The sequence below is a fragment of the Azospira restricta genome (assembly GCF_016858125.1).
GTDB classification, from domain to species: domain Bacteria; phylum Pseudomonadota; class Gammaproteobacteria; order Burkholderiales; family Rhodocyclaceae; genus Proximibacter; species Proximibacter restrictus.
In genome coordinates, this window is record NZ_CP064781.1 from 3,415,403 (window position 1) to 3,437,637 (window position 22,235).

A 22,235-nucleotide genomic window follows, 5' to 3' on the forward strand; every position below is an offset into this window, starting at 1 on the left:
CGATCGAAACGAACAAGGGAGCAGCAGCGTGCTGGAAACTCTGATGCAGGCCGGCTTCTGGCTGGCGGTACTGCAAATCATCGCCATCGACATCCTGCTCGGCGGCGACAACGCCGTGGTCATCGCCCTGGCCTGCCGGCGCCTGCCGGAGAAGCAGCGCCGCCAGGGCATTTTCTGGGGCGTCGCCGGCGCCATCGCCGTGCGCGTGGTGCTGATCTTCTTCGCCCTGCAACTGCTGGCGCTGCCGTTCCTGAAGCTGCTCGGGGCGCTGTTGCTGGTGTGGATCGGCATCGGCCTGCTGCGCGCCGAAGACGACGACGCGCACGGCGACATCGAGGCCCGCCCCAGCCTGCTCGGCGCCATCCGCACGGTGGTCGTCGCCGATGTGGTGATGAGCCTGGACAACGTCGTCGCCGTCGCCGGCGCCGCCAAGGGCGACATCGTGCTGGTGGCGTTCGGCATCCTGATCAGCATCCCGATCATCGTCTGGGGCAGCCGCTTCGTGCTCGCGCTGATGGATCGCTTCCCCGCCGTCATCACGCTGGGCGCCGCGCTGCTGGGCTGGATCGCCGGCGAGATGGCGCTCTCGGACGTCGTGGTGGCGCCGCTGCTCGCCGGCGCCCCGGGCTGGATTCAGCATCTCGCCGGCGCCACCGGCGCCTTGCTGGTGCTCGCGCTGAGCCGCATCCTCGGGCGCCGCGGCGGCGACGCGGCGACGGCACTCCCGGACGACGCGGCGGCGGTCGGCGAGGAGCCCTGACAATTTCTCCTCTGTAGTCCTTGGGGGCCCTGCGGGGCCCTGTTTTTTTGCCGGCGACGGCCGGCGAAGTCACGCCGCCGGCGGCGCGTCCTCGCGCGGGAACTCGATCTCGACGCAGAGCCCGCGCCCGTCCTCGCCGTCCTGCAGCGCGACGGTCCCGCCGTGGGCCCAGACGATCTCGCGCACGATGGCGAGCCCGAGGCCGCTGCCTTCGCTGTCGCCCTGGCCGAGGATGCGGTAGAAGCGGTGGAAGACCCTCTCGCGCTCCGCCACCGGGATGCCCGGCCCGTCGTCGCAGACGCGCAGCGCCACCCACTGGCGCCAGGCGCCGACCGCCGCGGTGACGTGGCCGCCGGCCGGGGTGTAGCGGATCGCGTTGTCGATCAGGTTGGCCAGCATCTCGCGCAGCATCGCCGCGTTGCCGTCGATTTCCAGCGGCGCGTCGGGACCTTCGAAGGCCAGCTCGATGCGCTTGGCCAGCGCCAGCGGGGCGAGCTCGAGCGCCACCTCGCGGGCCAGGGCGCAGAGATCGACGCGGCTCTTTTCCTGGATCAGGCCGTTGGCCGCCTCGGCGTGCGACAGCGCCAGCATCTGGTTGGTCATGCGGCGCGCGCCGCGGATGCTGCCGAGCAGGCTGGCGAAGGTGCGCCGCATCTCCTCCGGGTCGTTCTGGCGCAGGCCGTATTCGGCCTGCGTGGTGAGCACGGCGAGCGGCGTGCGCAGCTGGTGCGCGGCGTCGGCGAGGAAGCGGCGGCGCGCCTGCAGCATCGCCGACAGCCGCTCCATGTGATGGTTGATGGCGTCGATCAGCGGCGAGATTTCGCTCGGCACGTCGTCGTCCGGCACCGGCGTCAGATCCTCCTCGTCGCGCCGGCGCACCCGTTCGCGCAGCGCCAGCAGCGGACGGAAGGCGGTGCCCAGCGCGAGGATCACCAGCAGCGCCCCGACGCCGACCAGCAACAGCTGGCGCCGCATGCTGTCGAGGAAGAGTTCGCGCGCCAGCCCCAGGCGCCCCTCGGTGGTCTCGGCGAAGAGGATGGTGACGCGGTCGCCGCCGGGCAGCGCCGGGTCGTACAGGCGCTTGCTCATGATTCCCAGGCGCACCGGCTCGCCCCGATAGACGGTATCGACGATGCTCACCGTACCGTCGTCGCCCGGCGGCGGCGGCGACGGCAGGTCCGGATAGCCGGTGATCAGCCCGCCGTCCGGCCCGATGACGGCGTAGGAGATGCGCTCCTGCACGCCGCTCTCGACCACGTCGAAGGCCGAATACGGGATATCCACCGAGACGACGCCTTCCAGCGAATGGGTGCTTTCGGCAATGGACTTGAGCGAGGCGGTCAGCGAGCGGTCGTAGGCGCGGTTCACCGCCAGCAGCGCGCCCTGGTAGGCGAGGCCGGCATTGACCGCGAGCAGGATGACGAGCGGCGGCAGCAGCCACCACATCACCCGCCGGCGCAGGCTGGGATGCCGGCGGCGGGAGTCGGAGCTAATGCTCAACGGGGGCTTCGCCGAGCAGGTAGCCGAGGCCGCGCAGGGTGCTCACCGTCGCCCCGGAGCCCTCGATCTTCTTGCGCAGGCGATGGACGTAGATCTCGATGGCCTCGACCCGCGCCTCCTCGTCGAAGCGGAAGACCTTCTCGAACAGCAGCTCGCGCGCCACCGGCCGGCCGAGGCGGGAGATCAGCACCTCGAGCACCGCGAGCTCGCGCGGCGTCAGCGACAGCGGCTTGCCGTCGAGGCTGGCGAGGCGGGTGGTGGTGTCGAATTCGAGGCGGCCGATGCGCACCGTCGGCAGCAGGTTGCCGCTGCGCCGCAGCAGCGCCTTGATGCGGGCTTCCAGCTCGGACAGCTCGAAGGGCTTGGGCAGGTAGTCGTCGGCGCCGAGGTTCAGGCCCTTGACCCGGTCCTCGGTGGCACCGCGGGCGGTCAGCACCAGCACCGGCGTCGGGCTGCCGCGCTCGCGGCTGCGCAGGCGGTGCAGCACCTCCAGGCCGTCCAGTCCGGGCAGCGAGAGGTCGAGGATGACCAGGTCGTAGGGCTGGGTCAGCAGCGCGTGGTCGGCGTGGTCGCCGCGGGCCAGCACATCGACCGCGTAGCCGGCCTGGGAGAGGGCCCGCGACACCCATTCGGCGAGTTCGGAATGGTCTTCGACCAGGAGCAGACGCATGCGATTGAAAGTGGAATGAAAGCTGGCAGGGGGATTATGCTGCCGCAAAAGGAGGGTCGGGTAAAGCCGGCCCCGCGGACGAAAACAGGAGACATGCAGTGAGCAAGATCATCGCGTTGGCGCTGGCCTGGGTGTGCGGACTGGCGGCGGCGCAGGAACTGCCGGGCGACGCGGGAACCCCGGACGCGGTCGCCGCGCACGAGGGCCGGCTGGTGATCTACGCCGCCACCGACGAGCGCCTGGTGGCGCCGCTGATCCGCGACTTCCAGACGCTCTACCCGGACCTGCAGGTGGACTACCTCGACATGAATTCGGCCGAGCTCTACCGGCGCTTCCTGGCCGAGACGGCGACCGGCGGCAACGCCGACGTGACCTGGAGCTCGGCCATGGACCTGCAGGTCAAGCTGGTCAACGACGGCCACGCGCAGCCCCACCGCTCGGCCGAGACCGCCGCGCTGCCGGCCTGGGCGTCGTGGAAGGACGAGGCCTTCGGCACCACCTACGAACCGATCGCCATCGCCTACAACAAGCGCCTGCTGCGCAAGGACGAGGTTCCCGCCACCCATGCCGAGCTCATCCGGCTGCTGAAGGAGCAGCCCGAGCGCTTCCGCGGCCGCCTGACCACCTACGACCCGGTCCGCTCCGGCCTCGGCTTCATGCTGCACACGCAGGACCAGCAGGCCAACCCGGTGGTCTTCTGGAACCTGGTCGGAGCGATGGGGACGGCGGGCCTGCACGGCCGCGCCAGCACCTCGGCGATGCTCGACCGCATCGCCGCCGGCGACGCCCTGCTCGGCTACAACGTCCTCGGCTCCTACGCCCTCGAACGCGCGCGCAACGACCCGGCGCTGGGCGTCGTGCTGCCGCAGGACTACACGCTGGTGATGAGCCGGGTCATGTTCATCGCCCGCCAGGCCAGGCACCCCCACGCCGCCCGGCTGTGGGTCGACTACGTCCTGTCGCAACGGGGGCAGGCGGTGCTGGCCAACCGCGCCGGACTGTTCTCGATCCGCGACGACGTCGCCGGGGAAACCACCGCCGCCCGCCTCAAGGGGCAGCTCGGCGGCGCGCTGCGGCCGATCCCGATCGGCACCGGCCTGCTCACCTACCTGGACCAGATGAAGCGCCGCGATTTCCTGCGCAAGTGGGATGCCGCCGTGCAGCCCCGCTGAGCGTCCGCCTCCTGCCTCCGGCCGGAACCTCCCGGCCGCCCCACGACCATGATCGTCAAAGCCCTGGCCGCGCTGTCGGCCGCCCTGCGCATCGCCGCCACCCTCCTCCTGGCGGGGCTGGCCGGCTGGCTGGCGAGCGCCGCCGGCAGCCCGCTGCCATGGATGCTCGGCCCCCTCTTCGCCGTCGCCGCGGCCAGCCTCGCCGGCGCCCGGCCGCGGGTGCTGCCCGGCGGACGCGCACTCGGCCAGTGGGCGATCGGCTGCGCCCTCGGCCTGCACTTCTCGCCGGCGGTCGTCGCGCTGCTGGCGCAGCAGGCGCTGCCGATCGCGCTGCTGGCGCTGCTGTCGGTGGCGATCGGCGTGGTCGGCGCGCTGCTGCTGCTGCGCTGGACCGACGCCACGCCGGCGACCGCCTTCTTCGCCGCGCTGCCCGGCGGCGCCTCGGAGATGGTGGTGCTCGCCGAGCACCGCGGCGGCGCCGTCGAACGCGTCGCCGCGGCGCAGGCGCTGCGCGTGGTGGTGGTCGTGCTGGTCGTTCCCTTCGCGCTGCTGCACTGGACGGGCAACGGCGTCGACCTGCCGCCGCCGGCGCGCCCGGCGGGAACGCCGGCGCTCTTCGCGGCGCTCGTCGCCGCCTCGCTCGGCGCACTCGCGCTGCTGCACCGGCTGCGCATCGCCAACGCCTGGCTGCTCGGCCCGCTCGCCGGCGTCGGCCTGCTCGCCGCGCTCGGCGCGCCGCTGCCGGCGCTCCCCGCGTGGCTGGTCGACGGCGGACAGCTGCTGCTCGGCAGCGCGCTCGGCAGCCGCTTCGGGCCGTCGTTCTTCCGCGCCGCGCCGCGCTTCCTCGGCGTCGCCGCGCTCGCCATCGGCCTGGCGCTGCTGCTCAGCGCCGCCGGCGCGCTGCTGCTGGCGCGCGGCGTCGCGCTGCCGGCGCCGGCGCTGCTGCTCGCCGCCGCCCCCGGCGGCATCGCCGAGATGAGCGTCACCGCGGCGGTAATGCACTGGAGCGTGCCGCTGGTGATCGCCGCCCACCTCGCGCGGCTGGTGCTGCTGACCGCCTGCGGCGCGGCGATCTACCGGCTCTTCCTGGCGCTGCCGGTCGTTCGCGCAATCGGCGAGCGACGGCGCCGGGACTGACGCCGATCCCGCTTCCCGCCAACCCAAGGAGACCCCCGATGAATGCACCCGAAGCAGCGAGCGCACGGCTGATCGCAGACTTGATCGTGCAGTCGAGAACGGCCGCCGACGCGGCCGGCAAGCGCCGCCCGGAAGAGCCGATCGTGGCCGCCGGGCCGGCGCCGACGCAAGCGGCCGCTGCCGGCGACATCGCCGGCGTCGCCGTGCTCGGCTACAACTGAGCTACAGCACGAGGATCGCGCGGAAGTCGTTCACGTTGGTGCGCGTCGGGCCGGTCACCACCGCGTCGCCGAGCGCGCCGAAGAAGCCGTGGCCGTCGTTGTCGGCGAGCGCGTCGGCCGCACGCCGGCCCTGCGCATACGCGCGCGCCAGCGAGTCCGGCGCGAGCACGGCGCCGGCGATCTCCTCCAGCCCGTCGACGCCGTCGGTGTCGCCGGCCAGCGCGTGGATGCGCGGGTGGCCCTGCAAGGCCACCGCCAGCGCCAGCAGGAACTCGACGTTGCGCCCGCCGCGGCCGTGGCCGCGCACGGTCACCGTCGTCTCGCCGCCGGACAGCAGCACGCAGGGCGGCGCGAACGGCTGGCCGCGCTCCGCCACCTGGCGGGCGATGCCGGCCATGACGCGGCCGACGTCGCGCGCCTCGCCCTCGATCGCGTCGCCGAGAATGTAGGCGGGCAGGCCGTGCGCGGCGGCGACCTGCGCCGCCGCCTCCAGCGCCTGTTGCGGCGCGGCGACGATGTGCGTGGACACGCCGGCGAGCCGCGGGTCGTCCGGCTTGACCGACTCGCCGCGACCGGAATGCAGCAGGTCGAGCACCGCCGGTGGCAGGTCCAGCCCGTAGCGGCGGACGATGGCGAGCGCGTCGGCACAAGTGGTCGGGTCGCCGACGGTCGGCCCGGAGGCGATGTCGATCGGGTTGTCGCCGGGGACGTCGGAGATCAGGAGGTTCACCACCCGCGCCGGATGGCAGGCGGCGGCCAGCCGGCCGCCCTTGATCGCCGACAGGTGGCGGCGCACGCAGTTCATCTCGGTGATGCTGGCGCCGGAGCGCAACAGCGCGCGGTTGACCTGCTGCTTGTCTTCCAGCGTCAGCCCGGGCAGCGGCAGCGGCAGCAGCGCCGAGCCGCCGCCCGAGATCAGGCACAGCACCAGGTCGTCGGCGGCGAGTCCCTGCACCCGTTCCAGCATCCGCCCGGCGGCGGCCAGCCCGGCCGCGTCCGGCACCGGGTGCGCGGCCTCGACGATCTCGATGCGCGAACACGGCGCGCCGTAGCCGTAGCGCGTCACCACCAGTCCGGAGAGTTCGCCCGGCCAGTGCTCCTCGACCGCCTTCGCCATCTCGGCCGAGGCCTTGCCGGCGCCGATCACGAGCAGCCGGCCGGCCGGCGGCGGCGGCAGGAAGGCGGGGATGCGCAGCGCCGGCTGGGCGCTGGCGATGGCGGCCTCGAACATGGCGCGCAAGAGCGCGGCGGGGGCGATGTCGGACACGGGCAGCCTCGCGGGATCAGTGGGTCGGCATCGTGAAGTGTGCCATGCCGGCGGCGTCCTGCGGCCAGCGGCCGGTGACCGTCTTCAGCCGGGTATAGAAGCGCACGCCCTCGGGACCGTGCATCGCGTGGTCGCCGAACAGCGAGCGCTTCCAGCCGCCGAAGCTGTGGAAGGCCATCGGCACCGGGATCGGCACGTTCACGCCGACCATGCCCACTTCGATGCGGCGCGCGAACTCGCGCGCGACGTTGCCGCTGCGCGTGAACACCGCGGTGCCGTTGGCGAATTCGTGCGCGTTGATCAGGCGTACGGCGGCCTCGAAATCCGGCACGCGGACGACGCACAGCACCGGCCCGAAGATCTCCTCGCGGTAGATGCGCATGTCGGCGGTAACGCCGTCGAACAGGCAGCCGCCGAGGAAGAAGCCGTCGGCGTGGCCGGCGAGCGCGAAGCCGCGACCATCGACCACCAGCCGCGCGCCCTCGGCGACGCCGAGGTCGACGTAGCCGCGCACCTTGTCGAGATGCTGGCGCGTCACCAGCGGCCCCATTTCGACGCCCGGCGACATGCCCGGGCCGATCTTCAGCGTGCGCACGCGCGCCGCCAGCCGCTCGACCAGTTCGTCGGCGACCTCGCCGACGGCGACGGCGACCGAGATCGCCATGCAGCGCTCGCCGGCGGAGCCGTAGGCGGCGCCGATCAGCGCATCCACCGCCTGGCCGAGATCGGCATCGGGCATCACCACCAGGTGGTTCTTGGCGCCGCCGAGCGCCTGCACGCGCTTGCCGTGCGCGCAACCCGCGGTGTAGATGTGCTCGGCGATCGGCGTCGAGCCGACGAAGCTGACCGCCGCCACGCGCGGGTCGGCGAGCAGCGCGTCGACCGCCTCGCGGTCGCCGTGCACGACGTTGAACACGCCCGGCGGCAGCCCGGCCTCGGCGAGCAGCCCGGCGACGAACAGGCTGGCCGACGGGTCGCGCTCGGAGGGCTTCAGCACGAAGGTATTGCCGCAGGCGATCGCCACCGGCCACATCCACATCGGCACCATCACCGGGAAGTTGAACGGGGTGATGCCGGCGCAGACGCCGACCGGCTGGCGCATCGACCAGCTGTCGACGCCGCCGCCGATCTGCTCCGAGTGCTCGCCCTTCAGCAACTGCGGAATGCCGCAGGCGAACTCCACCACCTCCATGCCGCGGATGATCTCGCCGCGCGCATCGTCGAACACCTTGCCGTGCTCGCCGGTGACGATCGCCGCCAGCTCGTCCAGGTGCCGCTCGAGCAGCTCGCGGAAGCGGAACAGGATGCGCGCACGGCGCAGCGGCGGCAGCTCCGACCATCCCGGCAGCGCGGCCCGGGCGGCGGCGACGGCTTCGCCGACCGTCGCCGCCGAAGCGAGCGGCACGCGGGCGCGGACGCTGCCGGTCGCCGGGTCGAAGACCTCGCCCCGGCGATCGCCGGCCACCGCGACCCGGCGGCCGTTGATGAAATGATCGAGATCGGCCACGGAGGTGGCGGACGTTGCGCTTGCAGACATGAATTTTCTCCAGACAAGGCGAACGACACCTGCCGGCGGGTGGCAGCCATCGTTCATGTATATGAATGTTGTGCTTTAATTTGAACTTGATCTAATATAGGTTCAGACTTTCGCCACTGTCAAACCAGCGCTGCGGCCACCACCGCGAGAAAGGACCCGAACCCGTGCGTTCAGAAGCAAAGGACCTGCCGAAGGCGGTCGTCCCCTCCGTGCTCAAGGCGGCGCGCCTGCTCGACGTGCTCGCCGCCTCGCGCGAACCGGTCACCCTCGCCGATCTGGCGTCCCGGCTCGAGCTGGCGAAGAGCTCGACGCTGAGCCTGTGCACCAGCCTGACGCTGTCCGGCCTGCTGCGCCGCTTCGACGACGGCACCTACCACCTCGGCAGCCATCTCGTCGACCTCGCCCACGCCTACCTCGCGCGCACCGACGTCACCAAGGAGTTCGACCAGGCGCTGAACGCGCTCAAGGTGCTCGACGAGGAAGGTGCGGTGCTCGCCATCCGCGACGGCACCGATGTCGTCTACATCGCCTGCCGCAACGGCACGCTGCCGATCGGCGTCAGCTACCGCATCGGCATGCGCCTGCCGGTGAGCTGTACCGCCACCGGCAAGGCGCTGATCAGCACGCTGGCCGACGGCGAGGTCCGCCAGCTCTTCCGCGGCCGGCGACTGCCGCGGCTGACAAAGAACAGTTGCGGCAGCGTCGGCGCCTTGCTAGAACAGTTGCATGGGGTACGGGAGCAGGGCTTCGCCCGCGACGACGAGGAAACGCACGAAGGCATGTACTGCGTCGGCGTGCCGATCCACGACCCGGACGGCGGGCCGGTGCTGGCGGCGGTCGCGGTAAGCATGTTCAAGGGACGGAACAGCAAACAAAAACAGGAACAGACGGTCCAAACCCTCAAGCAGCTGGCGCAGATGCTGCAGAACCCGTTGAAGCTGCTGCGCTAGCCGACAGCGCGAACACCAATAACAAGAACGGCAGGATCAAAAGGACGCCCCAGCCGGGGACGCCCGATTGAAGGCAAAGGTAGCAATACCTGGCATGACACCCACTGGAGGAGACACACCATGAAAGAGGAAGCGAAACCCGAAGTCAAAGCAGCGGAAGCAATGAGCGACACGAAGGCGGCACGGCGCAGGTTCCTGACCTCCGCGGCCGTCGGCGGCACGGCGATCGCCGGATTCCCGATGATCGCCGTCGCCCAGTCGCCGATCACCATGCGCTGGCAGTCGACCTGGCCGGCGAAGGACATCTTCCACGAGTACGCGCTCGACTTCGCGAAGAAGGTGAACGAGATGTCCGGCGGCAAGCTGAAGATCGAGGTGCTGCCCGCCGGCGCCGTGGTCAAGGCCTTCGACCTGCTCGACGCGGTCAGCAAGGGCACGCTGGACGGCGGTCACGGCGTGGTCGCCTACTGGTACGGCAAGAACACCGCGGTGGCGCTGTGGGGCTCGGGCCCGGCCTTCGGCATGGACCCGAACATGGTGCTGGCGTGGCACAACTACGGCGGCGGCAAGGAGTTGCTCGACGAGATCTACAAGAACCTCAACCTCGACGTGAAGTCCTTCCTCTACGGCCCGATGCCGACGCAACCCTTCGGCTGGTTCAAGAAGCCGGTGACCAAGGCGGCCGACATGCAGGGCGTCAAGTTCCGCACCGTCGGGCTGGCCGTCGACATCTACAAGGAGCTGGGCGCGGCGGTGAATCCGCTGCCCGGCGCCGAGATCGTGCCGGCGCTCGACCGCGGCCTGCTCGACGCGGCCGAGTTCAACAACGCCTCCAGCGACCGCCTGCTCGGCTTCCCCGACGTCGCCAAGAACTGCATGCTGCAGAGCTTCCACCAGAGCTCGGAGCAGTTCGAGATCCTCTTCAACAAGAAGCGCTACGACGCGCTGCCGGCCGAACTCAAGTCGATCATCGACTACGCCGTGCAGGCGGCGTCGGCCGACATGAGCTGGAAGGCGATCGACCGCTACTCGACCGACTACGTCGAGATGCAGAAGGCCGGCGTCAAGTTCTGGAAGACCCCGGACGCGATCCTCAAGGCGCAGCTCGACGCCTGGGACAAGGTGGTTGCCGCCAAGGAAGCGGAGAACCCGTCATTCAAGAAAGTGAACGACTCGATGCGCACCTTCGCGCAGCGGGCCGGCCGCTGGCAGAACGACACGCTGGTCGACTACAAGATGGCCTACAACCACTTCTTCGCGCCGAAGAAGAAGGGCTGAGCGGCGCAGCTGACTGGGCGCCGCCCGGGCGCCCCGCGCGCCCGGGCGGCTGTTTTCACCGTTGTCGTTCTGTGGGGCCGTACCGACAATGCAGAAGGGACTGTTGTTCATCGACAAGCTGTCGACCCTGGCCGGGCAGATCTGCGCCTGGACCATCGTGGCGCTCACCGCGCTGATTTCCTGGGAGGTGTTCTCCCGCTATGCGCTCAACACGCCGCACGCCTGGGTGCTCGACGCGCAGATCATGCTCTACGGCGTGCTGTTCATGATGGCCGGCGCCTACACGCTGTCCAAGCAGGGCCACGTCCGCGGCGACGTGCTCTACGGCTTCTTCGAGCCGCGCACGCAGGCGATCATCGACCTGATCCTCTACCTCTTCTTCTTCATCCCCGGCATCTTCGCGCTGTCCTGGGCCGGGCTCACCTTCGCCGAGGAATCCTACGTCATCAGCGAGAAGACCTTCTCGCCGGAACCGCTGCCGCTGTGGCCGTTCAAGTTCTTCATCCCCGCCGCCGGCTTCGGCCTGCTGCTGCAGGGCATCGTCGAGATCATCCGTTGCCTGATCTGCATCCGCGACGGCGAATGGCCCTCGCGCGAGCAGGACGTCGAGGAGGTCGACGTCGACAAGCTGAAGGCAATGGTGCAGGTCACCGACCAGGACATCGCCGCCCTCGACACCTACGTCGTCGGCGACAAGAACAGCGCTACCGAGGGAGAGCACAAGCAATGAAAATCAAGCGCGAACTCTGGTTCGGCCTGTCGCTGATGGTGGCGATTCTCACCGTGACCGCGATCTTCATGCCCTGGTCGAACATGAGCAACGGCCACCTCGGCCTGCTCATGCTGTCGCTGGTGGTGGTCGCGATCATGCTCGGCTTCCCCACCGCCTTCACGCTGATGGGCATGGGCGTGCTCTTCGCCTGGCTCGCCTACCGCAGCGGCAACCCGGACATCGCCGTGCGCCAGACGCTGGACCTGATGGTGCAGCGCGCCTACTCGGTGATGACCAACGACGTGCTGATCTCGATCCCGCTGTTCGTCTTCATGGGCTACCTGGTCGAACGCGCCAACCTGATCTCGAAGCTGTTCCGCTCGCTCGAGCTGGCGCTCGCGCGCCTGCCCGGCGCGCTGGCGGTGGCGACGCTGGTCACCTGCGCGATCTTCGCCACCGCCACCGGCATCGTCGGCGCCGTGGTGACGCTGATGGGCCTGCTCGCCTTCCCGGCGATGCTGCGCTCCGGCTACGACATCCGCCTGTCGGCGGGCGCCATCACCGCCGGCGGCTGCCTCGGCATCCTGATCCCGCCGTCGGTGATGCTGATCGTCTATGGCGCCACCGCCGGCGTCTCGGTCGTCCAGCTCTACGCCGGCGCCTTCTTCCCCGGGATCATGCTGGCCGGCCTCTACATCGTCTACGTGATCGTGCTCGCCAAGCTGAAGCCGCACCTGGCGCCGCCGCTGCCGATGGAGGAGCGGCACATCGACCTGCCGCCGACGGCCGCGATCCTGCGCGACAAGGTCAGCCACCGCGTGCTGCCCGGCCTGATCGGCGGCCTCAAGGGCCGGCGCAACCTCGGCATTCCGGCCGGCGAGATCGTCCGCCAGGGCACCGTCGCACTGCTGCCGGCGATCGCGCTGGCGCTGTTCCTCGGCCTGACCTGGCACCTCGCGACCAAGCCGGTGCCGATCGACGAGACCACCGGCCTGGTCGAGATGGGCCAGGGCGGCGGCGCGACGGAAAGCGCCGACGCGGGCGGGCTGGCCGAGCCGCCGGCCGACGAGGAGTCCGCCGGCGGCGTGCAGGAGCCGAAAAGCAATGGCGTGCAGGAGCCGCCCGCCGGCGACGTCAAGGAACCGCCGGGCGCGGCGAAGGCCGCGCCGCCGGCGGCGGCCGACGCCCCCGCACAGCCGCCGGCGACGGATGCCGATGGCGAGCGGCGGCCGACGCCGACCTGGTACTGGATCATCCTCGGGGTTTCGGCCGTGACCGCGGTCGGCTTCTACGCGATCTTCACCTTCGTCCGCCTCGAAGTGTTCAAGATGCTGCTCGCCTCGTTCTTCCCGCTGGCGATCATGATCCTCGCGGTGCTCGGCAGCATCGTCTTCGGCCTGGCGACGCCGACCGAGGCGGCCGCGGTCGGCGCCCTCGGCGGCTTCGTGCTCGCCGCCGCCTACCGCCAGCTCAACTTCACCGTGGTCAAGGAATCGGTGTTCCTCACCGCCAAGACCTCGGCGATGGTGTGCTGGCTGTTCGTCGGCTCGTCGATCTTCTCCGCCGCCTTCGCGCTGCTCGGCGGCCAGGAGCTGGTCGAGAAGTGGGTGCTGTCGATGGAGCTGACGCCGTTGCAGTTCATGCTGCTGTCGCAGTTCATCATCTTCATCCTCGGCTGGCCGCTGGAGTGGACCGAGATCATCGTCATCTTCATGCCGATCTTCATCCCGCTGCTCGCGCACTTCCACATCGACCCGCTGTTCTTCGGCCTGCTCGTCGCGCTCAACCTGCAGACCGCCTTCCTCTCGCCGCCGGTGGCGATGGCGGCGTTCTACCTGAAGGGCGTCTCGCCGCCGCACGTCACGCTCAACCAGATCTTCGCCGGCATGCTGCCGTTCATGGGCATCCAGGTGATCGCGCTGGCGCTGCTCTACATCTTCCCGCAGATCGGGCTGTGGCTGCCCGAAGTGCTGTACAAGTGAGGAAGGGCGAAGACGCATGATCGAATTCGGAACCCCGGCGTTCTGGGTCGCGCTGATCCAGATCATCGGTGCGGACATCGTCCTCTCCGGCGACAACGCCGTCGTCATCGCGCTCGCCACCCGCTCGCTGCCGCCGCAGCAGCAGCGGCTGGCGATCTTCTGGGGCACCTTCGCCGCGGTGGCGATGCGGGTGACGCTGACCGTGGTGGCCGTCGCACTGCTCAAGCTGCCGGTGCTGAAGCTGGTCGGCGCGCTGCTGCTGTTGTGGATCGCCGTGCAGCTGCTGCTGCCCGAGGAGGAAAGCGAGGGCGGCAGCGCGGTCGGCGGCAGCCTCGCCGCGGCGATCCGCACGATCCTGATGGCCGACCTGGTGATGAGCGTGGACAACGTGATCGCCATCGCCGCCGCCGCCAAGGGCAACTTCGTGCTGTTGATGATCGGCCTGGCGGTGAGCATCCCGCTGGTCATCTTCACCAGCACCTTCCTGCTCAAGCTGATGGAACGCTACCCGGTGATCATCACCGTCGGCGCCGCACTGCTCGGCTGGGTCGCCGGCGAGATGGCGGTCACCGACCCGCTGGTCGCCGATGCGGTCAAGGCCAACGCCTCCTGGCTGCACACCGCGGCGCCGGCTGCCGGCGCGCTGCTCGTCGTCGCCGTCGGCAAGTGGCTCGCCGCGCGTGCCGTGACGACCGAGGAAGCCCGTCCGCTCGCCGAGATCGGCGCCGCCGCGGACACCGCCCCCGCCCCGCCCAAGGAGTCCGCCATGCACAAGATCCTGCTACCGGTCGACGGTTCGCCGGCGTCGCTGCGCGCCGTCGATGCGGCGATCGCGATGCGCGACTGGTTCCGCACCCCGATCGAGGTGCACCTGCTCAACGTGCAGCACGTGCTGCACCAGGACGTCGGCCAGTTCGTCGCCGCCGAGGACGTGCACGGCTACCAGCAGGAACAGGGCGAGCGCGAGCTGGCCGAGGCGAAGGACCGCCTCGACGCGGCCGGCGTCAGCTACCGTCCGCACGTCGTCACCGGCGACCTGCCGGCCGAGGTCATCGCCCACTTCGCGCGCGAGCACGGCATCGCGCAGATACTGATGAGCACGCACGGCCGCTCGGCGCTCGCCGACGCGCTGCTCGGCTCGGTCGCGCACGGCGTGCTGCAGCGCGCGGCGGTGCCGCTGACGCTGATCCGCTAAGGGTACAAAGGAGCCGAGATGAAGCCGAAAATCCTGGTCAGCCGGGAAGTCTTCCCGGAAGTGATCGAGCACCTCGCCGGGCACTTCGAGATCGACTACCACGCCGAGGATGCGGCGCTGCCACCGGCCGAGCTGGCGGCACGACTGGCCGGCAAGGCCGGCGCCATCACCATGCTCACCGACCGCATCGACGACAGCGCGCTGGCCGGCGCCGGCGGACTGAAGGCGGTGTGCAACGTCGCCGTCGGCTACAACAACTTCGACCTCGCCGCGCTCTCCCGCGCCGGCGTGCTGGCGACCAACACCCCGGGCGTGCTCGACGACACCACCGCCGACACCGTCTGGGCGCTGCTGATGGCCTCGGCGCGCCGCGTCGTCGCCGCCGACCGCTGGGTGCGTGCCGGTCGCTGGCAGCGCTGGAAATTCAACGACGACTGGCTCGGCCAGGACGTGCACCACGCGACGCTGGGCATCCTCGGCATGGGCCGCATCGGCCAGGCGGTGGCGAAGCGCGCCGCCGGCTTCGCGATGCGCGTCATCTACCACAACCGGCAGACGCTGCCGGGCGAGGTCGAGCGCGCCTGCAACGCGCGCTGGGTGAGCAAGGAGGCGCTGCTGCACGAGGCCGATTTCGTCGTGCTGATGCTGCCCTACTCGCCGGCCGTGCACCACCTCGTCGGCGCCGTCGAGCTGGCGGCGATGAAGCCCACCGCGCACCTGATCAACGTCGCCCGCGGCGGCATCGTCGACGACGACGCGCTGATCGCCGCGCTGCGCGAGCGGCGCATCGCCGGCGCCGGCCTCGACGTGTTCGAGAACGAGCCGGCGCTCGATGCGCGCTTCTTCGAGCTCGACAACGTCACGCTGACGCCGCACATCGGCTCGTCGTCGCGCGCGACCCGGCTGGCGATGGCGATGTGCGCCGCCGACAACCTGATCGCCGCGCTGCACGGGCGGCGCCCGCCCAACCTGCTCAACCCGGAAGTCTTCGGCGGCTGACGCCGCCCATCCCCCAGGAGAACACACATGAACGTCGGATTCATCGGACTCGGCCTGATGGGCCGCCCGCTCGCGCTGCACCTCGCCGCCGCCGGCCACACGCTGCACCTGTGGGCGCGCCGGCCGGCGTCGCTGGAACCGTTCAAGGACGTCGCCGCGCACGCGCACACCTCGGCCGCCGAAGTCGCCCGCCACAGCGAGGTGGTGATCACGATGGTCGCCGACGCGCCCGACGTACGCGACGTCACGCTCGGCGACGACGGCATCGCCGCCGGCGCGAAGAAGGGGCTGATCGTCGTCGACATGAGCACGATCAACCCCAACGCCGCGCGCGAGATCGGCGCCGCGCTCGCCGCGAAGGGCATCGAGTTCCTCGATGCGCCGGTCTCCGGCGGCCAGGTCGGCGCGATCAACGCGACGCTGACGATCATGGTCGGCGGCAAGCCCGAGGTGTTCGAGAAAGTGAAGCCGCTGTTCGAGAAGATGGGCAAGTCGATCACGCTGATCGGCGGCAGCGGCGCCGGCCAGGTGGCCAAGGCCTGCAACCAGATCCTCACCGGCGTCGGCATCCTCGCCGTCGCCGAGGCCTTCGCGCTGGCCGAGAAGAGCGGCGTCGACCCGGCGCGCGTGCGCGAGGCGCTGCTCGGCGGCTTCGCCTATTCGCGCATCCTCGAGAACCACGGCCAGCGCATGCTCGACCGCAACTTCAAGCCCGGCTTCAAGGCCTGGATGCACCAGAAGGACCTGCGCATCGTGATGGAGGAAGCGCACCGCATGGGCCTGATGCTGCCCTCCTCGGCGGCCACCGCGCAGCTGTTCAACGCGCTGGTCGGCAGCGGCCTCGGCGAGGACGACTCGATCGCCTCGCTGAAGCTGCTGGAGAAGCTCGGCGGCATCGAATAAGCGCAACACGAAAGGAGCGCGCGATGAACCAGAAACCCTGCCTGACCCGCGACGACGCCGTGCGCATCATCGCCGCCGCGCGCGCCGAGGCCGAGGCCAACGGCTGGCCGGTGACCATCGCCGTCGCCGACGACGGCGGCCACCTGATCGCCCTCGAACGCCTCGACGGCTGCCCGGCGGCGAGCGCCTACATCGCCCCCGAGAAGGCGCGCGCCGCCGCGCTCGGCCGGCGCGAAACCAAGCTCTACGAGGAGATGATCAACGCCGGCCGCGTCTCCTTCCTGTCGGTACCGGTGCTGCAGGGCATGCTCGAGGGCGGCGTGCCGGTCTGGGTCGACGGCCAGCTCGCCGGCGCCGTCGGCGTCTCCGGCGTCAAGGCGCCGCAGGACGGGCAGATCGCCCAAGCCGGGATCGACGCGCTGTAGCGGGCGGATTCGTGCTGCTGCGGTCGTCGACGAAGATGGCGGCGACCGCCCCCGCCCTCGTTTCAGGTCAGGTCGAGCGACGTCGGTTTTCTTGAGCGGAAGGCGTCTCGAGCATCGCCAATTCCGCCTGCATTTTCGCCAACTGGTGAAATATCTTGCGCGCGTGGCAAACGACCTGGGCACCAGCCACCGTCGGTGACAAACCGCGGGCACGGCGGTCGAACAACCGCAAATTCAGTGCCGCTTCGAGACGAGCCAAGCGGGCGCTCGCCGACGATGGCGCCAAGCCGACACGGGCGGCCGCAGCAGTCAGGCTGCCGCTCTCGGCGATTTCGAGCACCAGCGCGAGATCGGCCAGGTCATAGCTCACGGAACGCTCCGCGCCCGCCACCGCCCAGAAAAATGCCTCCCCGGTTTCCCGGGAAGGCAAAGGTGCACGCTCGGCGGAGGACGAAGCGCTGCACAGGGGAGAGTTCTCGATGCATCAGAACTGGTAGGAGTAATCGACGTAGAAGCGGTGCTGTTCCCAATCCTGGCGGGGCATGCCCTTGATCGTCGCCGAGGTCGAACCGTTTTCGACGTGCGAATCGTAGTTCATGTAGACGTAGCGAGCACTCAGGTTCTTCACGAACGGGAGCGCATACGCGACGGTAAACTCTCGATAGTGTTCGCGGCCTTCCGCCGAATTGTTCAGGTTACTGCTCTTGGCGCCGCTTCCGCGCGAATACTTGAAGCCGGTCGTCAGTCCGGGAACGAAGTTTTTCCAGTCGTAGGCGAGACGAACCGAGCCGACGATCTCGTCCCGGTTGCTCAGGTCAGGACCGAGGCCGGCAGCGGTCGGGAAGGGGTTGGTGCCGTGATCCTGGGTCAGGCTGCCCGTCTTCGTGGCATCTACCGCAAAATTGTCTTCGATCCAGAAGCCGTCGAATTTCGCGACGGCGGCACCGACCGTGAAGTTGCTCACTTTCCACTCGGCGTCCAGATAAACGCCCTTGCCGTCATTGTCGAGACGGGACGTTCCGGTGCAGTCGAGCTCCTTCTCGGCGGAACAGACGAACAGCGAGCCAGCATCGCGCGACGTGAACAGGCCGGCGGAGAGCTTGAGCGAATTCTTGTCCAGCGGAATGGTATAGGCGCCGACCAGGCCGAATTTCGACAGGTAATCCTTGGAATTCAGGTACTCGGCGGTCACCGACACCGGCCCCTTGGCATAGCTAGCGCCAAGAATGCCGACATAGTCGATTTCCTTGCGCAGCTTGGCAGCAGTCGCCTCGGTCCTGAATTTCTCGAAGTGGCCAGTGCTGCGCGAGCGCCACTCGTCGTAGACCGCGCCATAGATCGTCAACCCGGCGAGCGGCTTGAGCGATGCACTGGCACCGGAATAGGTATCCGGTACGGCGCGGGTATTCGTACTCTTCAGCAGCAGGCTGTTCTGCAATTGGCGGCCGAACTTCGCCTGTGCGAAATCCTGGTACTTGAGCTTGACCAGCGCCTGGCCGGCCGTCAGGTAGGAATCGCGAAGCTGGCCATTGTTGCCGACGTCGACGAGATTGCTCGTCGGCGTGCCGCTGTCCCCCAGGCGGGCGACGCCGTAGGCGGAGATGTCGGTGCCGATGATGCCGCCCCAGTAGGGCGACTGGTAGTTGAGTTGAAGCCCCAGCGCACTCTGCTGGTAGTCAGTCGCTTTGGGATTCTTGTTGGTCTTGGTCGGGTAAACGAGGCTTTCGTCATCCCAATAAACCCCGCGTGCCTTCAGTTCGAAGTTGTGTTCTCCGTCAGCAGCCATAAGCGCCTGCGGCAGACCGCCAATCAGCGCCGCCAGCATTCCCGCCTTGATTCTCCTATCCATTCGATTCCTCCGTAAATTCACATTCCCTGCCCTGCTCGGGCCCCCGGTACGTCCATGCCTTGAAAACCGGACCGTGAATTACAGTCTAAGAAATCGATTAAATTGCGTGAAATGCATATTTGTATTTTATTAATGCCTACTCGGCATCAATAAAACGAGCGAGCCCGACATCTGCCGCAGCAGCGCTCTCGAGCGGCAGCAGGACATTCCCCTGGAACAGCTTGCGGGCGGTCCGGATCAGGCCAGCCGAGACGATGCTCGGTTCGTCGGCAGCGAGATCGCCAGCGATCTGCAGGCGAATGTCGAGGGTGCCGGCCGGCTGCTCGATGGTGACGAGACATGGGTCGTGCTCGTCAAGCCGAGCCAGATCGTTCACCACCGTTCCCGGAATGACGCTGGTTGCCGACAGGCAGAGCGCACCGGTGACGGCATAGGCCGAATGGCAGCTCCAAGGCGTGAAATAGCGCGAGGCGATCACCCCCGTGGCCGCGGGCCTTGCCACCAGCGCGATCTTCGGCAGCACCTTGTCGTGCACATCGCCGAGCCCGGCCTTTTCGGCGATCTGCAGGCGGATCGACTCGAGGCGGGCTTTCAGCGAGGCATCGGCATCCAGCGCCTGTTTGCTCTCATGCCCCGTCTTGCCCAGGGCGACCGCGGGAACAAACACCAGCGGCGTCGCAAAATCGATCAGCGACACGGTGACGCCGTCGACCACGTCGGTCCGGCTGCCGGTAGGAAACAGGCGTCCCGTTTTGGCGCCGGTGGCGTTCAGGAAATTCAGCTGGATCGGCGCGCCCGTGCCGGGAACCCCGTCAATTCGCGCGTCGCCCTCATAGCTCACCTTCCCCCCCGGGGTCTGAACGACCGCCTCGACCACCTTGTTGGTATTGACGTTGAAAATGCGCAGGGTGGTAACGGGGTCGGCCGCCACCACCAAGCCATTCTCGATCGCGAACGGACCGACCCCGGCCAGCATGTTGCCGCAGTTCGGGGTCGTATCCACGGTCGCCGTTTCGATCGAGACCTGGGCGAACAGGTAGTCAATATCGACCCCCGGGCGTTGGGACGGACTGACGATGACGACCTTGCTGGTCAGCGTGTCGCCGCCGCCGATGCCGTCGATCTGACGGACATGGGGCGAGCCCATAGCCAGCAGCAGAAGCCGGTCGCGCGCCTCGGCGTCCTGCGGCAGGTCACGCGCGTGGAAGTAAGGCCCTTTCGATGTCCCCCCGCGCATAAAGGTGCAGGGAATGCTGAACAGCATGGCGAACTCCTTTGGATAGGTTTACGGGGCACATTCTTGGCTCCCGACGAGCAAACGTAAAATGAATTAATGCGAATTTTTGTTGCTTAAACCGCAACAACAACCGGCTTAAATGGCGGAGCCGCCCCCGGCATCGCGAATGAAGTCGCGCACATGCGTGAACGCTTCGCGGAAATAGGCCTCGTAGGTGTCCTGCTCAACAAAGCCGAGATGCGGGGTGCACAGGATGCACGGATGGTCGAGATAGTCACCGACACCGTCCGGTTCGCACTCGAAGACATCGATGGCCGCGGCACCCGGGCGGCCATCGCCGAGGGCGTCAAGCAGGGCGCGGGGCGCAAGCAGCTCGGCGCGGCTGGTGTTGACCAGCAGCGCATCCGGCCGCATCGCGGCCAGGTCGTCGCGACGGATCAAGTGGCGCGTCTCGGCGCAGAGCCGCAAGTGCAGGCTAAGCACATCGACCTGTGCCAGGAAATCGCGCCGATCAGCGAGGTAGGCGACGCCATCGGCCTCTGCCGCCTGCTGCGACTGCTCACGGCCGTGCGCAACAACGCGCATGCCGAAAGCGTCCCCGACCGCCGCCACCCGTCGTCCGATCCTGCCGTACCCCCAAATACCCAGCGTGCGCCCGCAGAGCGCACGCCCGAGCTGTTCATCAGCGAGTTCCGGCGTGCTGCGTTGCCATCGCCCGCGTGCCAGTTGCCCGGCATAGCCCACCAGGCGACGGGAGGCAGCGAGGATCAGCGCCCAGGTCAACTCGGCCGGAGCGATCGGATTACCGCTGCCGTCGCGCACGGCAACACCATGTCGCGCGCAGGCCGCGAGGTCGATGCAGTCGCTCAGACGGCCGGTCTGCACGATCAAGCGCAGGCGCGGCAATGCCGCGATCAGCCGCGACGAAATACGGGTCCGCTCGCGGATCAGAACGAGGGTATCGGTATCCCGCAACACCCGGAGCAATTCGTTCTCGTCGCTGATCCGGCGGGTCAGCACATCGAGTTCGACGGCCAGCCCGTCGAGCACACGCACCGAGTCGAGGCGGGCGACGACGCCCTGGTAGTCATCCAGCACGGTGATCCGGTTCATGAACTCCCCCCCTCCTTCGACTCGGGCCGGGAAATGCCGAGCTGTGCATAGATCGGCCGCAGGTGCATGCGAAATTCCTCCAGGCGCAAGCGAAAGTAGAACGAAGTCATGATCAGCATGCCACCGAGGAAGACCAGGGTATTGCGAGGTCCGGCGAGATCGGCCAGCGCACCGCTGCACAGTCCGCCCAGGGCAGCGGCACCGAGGTTGGCCGCAGCATAGACGGCGAGCACACGTCCGCGCAGGCGCTCCGGCAAGATCGTCTGCAGGATGGTGTTGCTCGATGCGTTGCCGTTGATCAGACCAAAGCCAAGCAGGAACAGCATGGCGCAGGCCAGCCACGCGTCCGGCGCGATGGCGAAGGCCAGCAGCGCACATCCCGTGAGCAGATTGCCCGATGCGATCGAACCGCTCAGGCCGCGCACCGTCGGCCGCGCAACCAGCGCCAGCGCGGCCAGCAGCGCCCCAGCGCCGGCACTGCCGAGCAGGATGCCGAGCATTTCCGGACCGCCGCGAAAAACGTCACGTACGAAAGCCGGCATCAGCGGTACGTAGTTGGCCGCCAGGAAGTTGAGCAGCGCCACCTGCAGCAATAGCCGGCGCACTGCAAAGTTGCGCCGGATGTAACTGCCCCCCTCCGCCATCGCGGCCCGGAAGCCCGCCGAGCAGTGCGCCGGCGAGCGCGTTTTCAGACCGGCGAGAACACCGATGATGGCCAGGAAGGAGAGCCCGTTGAGCGCGAAGCAGACCGCCTCCGAAGCCAGCGTCAGCACCGCGCCGGCAAGCGGCGGGCCGACGAAGCGGGCGGTGTTGAAGAACAGCGAATTGAGGGCCACCGCATTCGGCAGATCACCGCGGTCGGCCACCAGCTGGCTGGTGTAGGCATGCCGCAGAGGGACGTCGAAACTGTTGAGGACGCCGAAGACCGCGGCCGCGAACAGGATGTGCCAGGTTTCCACCCCTCCCTGCCAGGTGACGAGTGCCAGCAGCAGCGCCTGTATGGCCATCCCGGACTGCACCGCCAGCATCAGGCGCCGGATGTCCGAGCGGTCAATGATGATGCCGGCCAGCGGCGCCACGAAGAGCTGCGGAATCTGCGAAAGGAAGGCGACGCTGCCGAGCAGCGTCGCCGAACCGGTCGTCCGATAGGCCAGCCAGCCGAGCGCCACCTGTTGCAGCCAGCTGCCGAGAATGGAAACCGACTGACCAGCGAAGTAGAGGCGGTAGCTCCGATGGCGCAAGGCGCGCCAGGAGCGGGCCCACTGCTGCGCGAAAGAAGACCGGATGGCAGGCCATCCGGTCAGCGCACGGGGAAAACGCATGCGGGA

At 68.9% G+C, this 22,235-nt stretch carries 21 protein-coding genes; 12 read left to right on the forward strand and 9 right to left on the reverse strand.

Features of this window, described 5'->3' with window-relative positions; genetic code table 11:
- Positions 1-28 precede the first annotated feature (28 nt).
- A complete protein-coding gene (locus IWH25_RS16255; protein ID WP_238998933.1) occupies positions 29-760 on the forward strand; it encodes a TerC family protein in 732 nt (243 codons plus the stop codon).
- Positions 761-829: 69 nt separating this feature from the next.
- Here the strand turns inward: IWH25_RS16255 and IWH25_RS16260 are convergent, their stop codons facing one another.
- Complete coding sequence (locus IWH25_RS16260; RefSeq protein WP_238998934.1) at positions 830-2,260, reverse strand: sensor histidine kinase; 1,431 nt, start codon at positions 2,258-2,260, stop codon at positions 830-832.
- Positions 2,250-2,930, reverse strand: coding sequence for a response regulator (locus tag IWH25_RS16265; protein ID WP_203386807.1), 681 nt, complete (start codon positions 2,928-2,930; stop codon positions 2,250-2,252). The genes IWH25_RS16260 and IWH25_RS16265 overlap by 11 nt, the downstream gene beginning before the upstream one ends.
- Positions 2,931-3,028: 98 nt before the next feature.
- Between IWH25_RS16265 and IWH25_RS16270 the strand changes: the two genes are divergently transcribed.
- Genes IWH25_RS16270 through IWH25_RS16280 form a run of 3 tightly spaced genes read left to right on the forward strand, consistent with a single transcriptional unit; the run spans position 3,029 to position 5,460 of the window.
- Positions 3,029-4,102, forward strand: a complete 1,074-nt coding sequence (locus IWH25_RS16270) for an ABC transporter substrate-binding protein (protein WP_203386808.1) — start codon at positions 3,029-3,031, stop codon at positions 4,100-4,102.
- Between the two features lie 48 nt (positions 4,103-4,150).
- The gene (locus IWH25_RS16275) at positions 4,151-5,239 is read left to right on the forward strand and encodes an AbrB family transcriptional regulator (protein ID WP_203386809.1); all 1,089 of its coding nucleotides are present in this window, start codon (positions 4,151-4,153) and stop codon (positions 5,237-5,239) included.
- Between the two features lie 38 nt (positions 5,240-5,277).
- On the forward strand, positions 5,278-5,460 hold the full coding sequence (locus tag IWH25_RS16280; RefSeq protein ID WP_203386810.1) for a hypothetical protein: 183 nt from the start codon (positions 5,278-5,280) through the stop codon (positions 5,458-5,460).
- Between the two features lies 1 nt (position 5,461).
- Here IWH25_RS16280 and IWH25_RS16285 read toward each other — a convergent pair whose 3' ends face one another.
- Together IWH25_RS16285 and IWH25_RS16290 are read right to left on the reverse strand one after the other, a co-directional pair.
- Entirely contained in the window at positions 5,462-6,691 is a 1,230-nt protein-coding gene (locus IWH25_RS16285; RefSeq protein ID WP_203389288.1) for a glycerate kinase type-2 family protein, read from the reverse strand.
- Between the two features lie 52 nt (positions 6,692-6,743).
- The gene (locus IWH25_RS16290) at positions 6,744-8,264 is read right to left on the reverse strand and encodes a CoA-acylating methylmalonate-semialdehyde dehydrogenase (protein WP_203386811.1); all 1,521 of its coding nucleotides are present in this window, start codon (positions 8,262-8,264) and stop codon (positions 6,744-6,746) included.
- Positions 8,265-8,428: 164 nt separating this feature from the next.
- Here IWH25_RS16290 and IWH25_RS16295 point away from each other — a divergent pair, with 164 nt between their 5' ends.
- The 8 genes from IWH25_RS16295 to IWH25_RS16330 all read left to right on the forward strand — a co-directional run bounded on the left by IWH25_RS16295 (position 8,429) and on the right by IWH25_RS16330 (position 16,708).
- Positions 8,429-9,214, forward strand: a complete 786-nt coding sequence (locus IWH25_RS16295) for an IclR family transcriptional regulator (protein WP_203386812.1) — start codon at positions 8,429-8,431, stop codon at positions 9,212-9,214.
- Positions 9,215-9,376: 162 nt separating this feature from the next.
- Positions 9,377-10,492: a TRAP transporter substrate-binding protein gene (locus tag IWH25_RS16300; protein WP_203386813.1), complete on the forward strand. Its 1,116-nt coding sequence runs from the start codon at positions 9,377-9,379 to the stop codon at positions 10,490-10,492.
- 103 nt (positions 10,493-10,595) lie between these two features.
- Positions 10,596-11,222: a TRAP transporter small permease subunit gene (locus IWH25_RS16305; RefSeq protein ID WP_203386814.1), complete on the forward strand. Its 627-nt coding sequence runs from the start codon at positions 10,596-10,598 to the stop codon at positions 11,220-11,222.
- Positions 11,219-13,186, forward strand: coding sequence for a TRAP transporter large permease (locus tag IWH25_RS16310; RefSeq protein ID WP_203386815.1), 1,968 nt, complete (start codon positions 11,219-11,221; stop codon positions 13,184-13,186). Before IWH25_RS16305 ends, IWH25_RS16310 begins: the two co-directional genes overlap by 4 nt.
- Positions 13,187-13,202: 16 nt before the next feature.
- Positions 13,203-14,381, forward strand: a complete 1,179-nt coding sequence (locus tag IWH25_RS16315) for a YjbE family putative metal transport protein (RefSeq protein ID WP_203386816.1) — start codon at positions 13,203-13,205, stop codon at positions 14,379-14,381.
- 18 nt (positions 14,382-14,399) lie between these two features.
- Positions 14,400-15,380 carry a 2-hydroxyacid dehydrogenase gene (locus tag IWH25_RS16320; RefSeq protein ID WP_203386817.1) on the forward strand — a complete coding sequence of 327 codons (981 nt, stop codon included), beginning with the start codon at positions 14,400-14,402 and terminating at the stop codon, positions 15,378-15,380.
- A 27-nt stretch (positions 15,381-15,407) separates the two neighbouring features.
- Positions 15,408-16,283 (forward strand): NAD(P)-dependent oxidoreductase, encoded by an 876-nt coding sequence (locus IWH25_RS16325; RefSeq protein ID WP_203386818.1) that lies wholly within the window; start codon positions 15,408-15,410, stop codon positions 16,281-16,283.
- Between the two features lie 23 nt (positions 16,284-16,306).
- A complete protein-coding gene (locus tag IWH25_RS16330; RefSeq protein ID WP_203386819.1) occupies positions 16,307-16,708 on the forward strand; it encodes a GlcG/HbpS family heme-binding protein in 402 nt (133 codons plus the stop codon).
- Positions 16,709-16,775: 67 nt separating this feature from the next.
- On the opposite strand, the gene IWH25_RS16335 is transcribed toward IWH25_RS16330, so the two are convergent.
- From IWH25_RS16335 to IWH25_RS16355, 5 genes are all read right to left on the reverse strand, one after another.
- On the reverse strand, positions 16,776-17,078 hold the full coding sequence (locus IWH25_RS16335) for a helix-turn-helix domain-containing protein (protein WP_203386820.1): 303 nt from the start codon (positions 17,076-17,078) through the stop codon (positions 16,776-16,778).
- A 114-nt stretch (positions 17,079-17,192) separates the two neighbouring features.
- Positions 17,193-18,557, reverse strand: coding sequence for an OprD family outer membrane porin (locus tag IWH25_RS16340; RefSeq protein WP_203386821.1), 1,365 nt, complete (start codon positions 18,555-18,557; stop codon positions 17,193-17,195).
- A gap of 136 nt (positions 18,558-18,693) precedes the next feature.
- Positions 18,694-19,821, reverse strand: a complete 1,128-nt coding sequence (locus tag IWH25_RS16345; RefSeq protein WP_203386822.1) for a 4-oxalomesaconate tautomerase — start codon at positions 19,819-19,821, stop codon at positions 18,694-18,696.
- 108 nt (positions 19,822-19,929) lie between these two features.
- Positions 19,930-20,907, reverse strand: coding sequence for a D-2-hydroxyacid dehydrogenase family protein (locus IWH25_RS16350; protein WP_203386823.1), 978 nt, complete (start codon positions 20,905-20,907; stop codon positions 19,930-19,932).
- On the reverse strand, positions 20,904-22,229 hold the full coding sequence (locus IWH25_RS16355; RefSeq protein WP_203386824.1) for an MFS transporter: 1,326 nt from the start codon (positions 22,227-22,229) through the stop codon (positions 20,904-20,906). Before IWH25_RS16355 ends, IWH25_RS16350 begins: the two co-directional genes overlap by 4 nt.
- Positions 22,230-22,235 lie beyond the last annotated feature (6 nt).

Bases quoted from the DNA above. Each gene is read 5' to 3' on its own strand.
- IWH25_RS16265 (WP_203386807.1), bottom strand. From the start codon at position 2,930: ATGCGTCTGCTCCTGGTCGAAGACCATTCCGAACTCGCCGAATGGGTG.
- IWH25_RS16275 (WP_203386809.1), top strand. From the start codon at position 4,151: ATGATCGTCAAAGCCCTGGCCGCGCTGTCGGCCGCCCTGCGCATCGCC.
- IWH25_RS16280 (WP_203386810.1), top strand. From the start codon at position 5,278: ATGAATGCACCCGAAGCAGCGAGCGCACGGCTGATCGCAGACTTGATC.
- IWH25_RS16285 (WP_203389288.1), bottom strand. From the start codon at position 6,691: ATGTTCGAGGCCGCCATCGCCAGCGCCCAGCCGGCGCTGCGCATCCCC.
- IWH25_RS16290 (WP_203386811.1), bottom strand. From the start codon at position 8,264: ATGTCTGCAAGCGCAACGTCCGCCACCTCCGTGGCCGATCTCGATCAT.
- IWH25_RS16300 (WP_203386813.1), top strand. From the start codon at position 9,377: ATGAGCGACACGAAGGCGGCACGGCGCAGGTTCCTGACCTCCGCGGCC.
- IWH25_RS16310 (WP_203386815.1), top strand. From the start codon at position 11,219: ATGAAAATCAAGCGCGAACTCTGGTTCGGCCTGTCGCTGATGGTGGCG.
- IWH25_RS16315 (WP_203386816.1), top strand. From the start codon at position 13,203: ATGATCGAATTCGGAACCCCGGCGTTCTGGGTCGCGCTGATCCAGATC.
- IWH25_RS16320 (WP_203386817.1), top strand. From the start codon at position 14,400: ATGAAGCCGAAAATCCTGGTCAGCCGGGAAGTCTTCCCGGAAGTGATC.
- IWH25_RS16325 (WP_203386818.1), top strand. From the start codon at position 15,408: ATGAACGTCGGATTCATCGGACTCGGCCTGATGGGCCGCCCGCTCGCG.
- IWH25_RS16330 (WP_203386819.1), top strand. From the start codon at position 16,307: ATGAACCAGAAACCCTGCCTGACCCGCGACGACGCCGTGCGCATCATC.
- IWH25_RS16340 (WP_203386821.1), bottom strand. From the start codon at position 18,557: ATGGATAGGAGAATCAAGGCGGGAATGCTGGCGGCGCTGATTGGCGGT.
- IWH25_RS16345 (WP_203386822.1), bottom strand. From the start codon at position 19,821: ATGCTGTTCAGCATTCCCTGCACCTTTATGCGCGGGGGGACATCGAAA.
- IWH25_RS16350 (WP_203386823.1), bottom strand. From the start codon at position 20,907: ATGAACCGGATCACCGTGCTGGATGACTACCAGGGCGTCGTCGCCCGC.
- IWH25_RS16355 (WP_203386824.1), bottom strand. From the start codon at position 22,229: ATGCGTTTTCCCCGTGCGCTGACCGGATGGCCTGCCATCCGGTCTTCT.